Origin of the sequence: Sphingobium cupriresistens LL01, assembly GCF_001046645.1 — a bacterium.
Lineage (GTDB): Bacteria > Pseudomonadota > Alphaproteobacteria > Sphingomonadales > Sphingomonadaceae > Sphingobium > Sphingobium cupriresistens.
Map to the genome: position 1 here is coordinate 1 of NZ_KQ130435.1, position 2500 is coordinate 2500.

1 tRNA gene and 2 rRNA genes (1 of these 3 cut by a window edge) are annotated in these 2500 nt (G+C 53.7%); all 3 read right to left on the minus strand.

Going from position 1 to position 2500, the window contains the following annotated elements:
• Positions 1-5: 5 nt before the first annotated feature.
• Positions 6-82: transfer RNA gene (locus V473_RS13000), tRNA-Met, on the minus strand.
• A gap of 182 nt (positions 83-264) precedes the next feature.
• Positions 265-379 (minus strand): 5S ribosomal RNA (gene rrf / locus V473_RS13005).
• Positions 380-580: 201 nt separating this feature from the next.
• Positions 581-2500 (minus strand): 23S ribosomal RNA (locus V473_RS13010) (it continues 901 nt past the right edge of the window).

The window sequence follows — 2500 nt, forward strand, 5'->3', positions numbered from 1 at the left end:
TATGTTGGTTGCGGGAGTAGGATTTGAACCTACGACCTTCAGGTTATGAGCCTGACGAGCTACCGGGCTGCTCCATCCCGCGTCACCAACATGGGCTGCGTTTTGCAGCCTGCGAAGCATTTTTGCTTGTCATCCCGCTTTTGCGGTCTGACGGCGGGCTGCTTCATCCCGCGTCACCAACGGTAAAAGGGCGACCTTTTGGGTCGCCCTTTTATGAGACGTTATGAATGGGTTTTTGTTTCCGATATATGCGCGAGCTTCAATGCCTGGCGACGCCCTACTCTTCCAGTGCTTGAGCAATAGTACCATCGGCGCAGACTGGTTTCACGGCCGAGTTCGGGATGGGATCGGGTGGGTCACAGACGCTATGGTCACCAAGCAATGAAGCTGGCGCATATATGGGTTTTTGATCGATGCCGTGCACATGAGTATTTGCTTGCCAAACACGGCAACAGCCGCGTTTGGTGTATGTTTTGTAAGCGTATATCCGGGCTGGCTTAACAACCGACCGATCGCTGACATGCGCTGGAGACCAGCATTGTCGTTGATGGTGGGACTCTGCGGTTCACAAGTGAACCGTTTAAGCGCGAATAGGACAATTAGTATCGGTTAGCTTCATGCGTTACCGCACTTCCACATCCGATCTATCAAGGTCGTGGTCTTCGACCGTCCTGAGAAATCTTATCTTGAGGGAGGCTTCCCGCTTAGATGCTTTCAGCGGTTATCCCGTCCATACATAGCTACCCAGCTGCGCTCCTGGCGGAACGACTGGTACACCAGAGGTATGTTCAACCCGGTCCTCTCGTACTAGGGTCAACTCCTCTCAAATTTCGACGCCCACGGCAGATAGGGACCAAACTGTCTCGCGACGTTCTGAACCCAGCTCACGTACCACTTTAATTGGCGAACAGCCAAACCCTTGGGACCTGCTCCAGCCCCAGGATGTGATGAGCCGACATCGAGGTGCCAAACGATTCCGTCGATATGAGCTCTTGGGAATCATCAGCCTGTTATCCCCGGCGTACCTTTTATCCGTTGAGCGATGGCCCTTCCACGAGGGACCACCGGATCACTATGACCGACTTTCGTCTCTGCTCGACTTGTCAGTCTCGCAGTCAGGCGGGCTTATGCCATTGCACTCTAACAGACGGTTTCCAACCGTCCTGAGCCCACCATCGCGCGCCTCCGTTACTCTTTAGGAGGCGACCGCCCCAGTCAAACTACCCACCACAGAGGGTCCCTGTACCGGATAACGGTACGAGGTTAGACATCAGAAAACAGCAGGGTGGTATTTCACCTATGGCTCCACATCAACTGGCGTCGATGCTTCAAAGCCTCCCACCTATGCTACACAGCTCTTTCCTAATGCCACTCTGAAGTTGCAGTAAAGGTGCACGGGGTCTTTCCGTCTAACCGCGGGTACTCCGCATCTTCACGGAGAATTCAATTTCGCTGAGCATATCCTGGAGACAGTGGGGAAGTCGTTACGCCATTCGTGCAGGTCGGAACTTACCCGACAAGGAATTTCGCTACCTTAGGACCGTTATAGTTACGGCCGCCGTTTACCTGGGCTTCAATTCAGAGCTTGCACTCCTCCTCTTAACCTTCAGGCACCGGGCAGGCGTCAGGCCCTATACGTCGTCTTGAAGCCGACTTAGCAGAGCCCTGTGTTTTTGCTAAACAGTCGCTACCCCCTGGCCTGTGCCCCCCACAAGAGCTTGCGCTTATGTGGGGCCTCCTTCTTCCGAAGGTACGGAGGCAATTTGCCGAGTTCCTTCAGGATACTTCTCTCAAACGCCTTGGTATACTCTACCATTCCACCTGTGTCGGTTTAGGGTACGGTCTATACGGAGGGGCTATTTCCTGGGACAACTTCACAGCCTGGAGCAATCCAATAAGCCCAGACCATTTACGCCATCCGTCACACACCTCCAGGCCCACGAATATTAACGTGGTTCCCATCGACTACCCCCTTCGGGCTCGTCTTAGGGGCCGGCTTACCCTGCTCAGATTAGCTTTAAGCAGGAACCCTTGGAATTTCGGCGACAGTGCATCTCACACTGTTAATCGCTACTCATGTCTGCATTCGCACTTCCGATACCTCCACGGTCGGTTACCCTCCCGCTTCAACGGCCTACGGAACGCTCCGCTACCGCTCAGTCAAAGACTGAACCCTAAGCTTCGGTGCATCACTTTAGCCCCGTTACATCTTCGCCGCAGGATCTCTTGTTTAGACCAGTGAGCTGTTACGCTTTCTTTAAAGGATGGCTGCTTCTAAGCCAACCTCCTGGTTGTTTTGGAAATCCCACATGCTTTCCCACTTAGTGATGACTTGGGGACCTTAGCTGTAGGTTAGGGCTGTTTCCCTTTTGACGACGGACCTTAGCACCCGCCGTCTGTCTGCCGGACTAGACTCGTTGGTATTCGGAGTTTGGTTAGTGTTGGTAGATCTCGCGACCCCCGCAACCATCCAGTGCTCTACCCCCAACGGCAATCATCC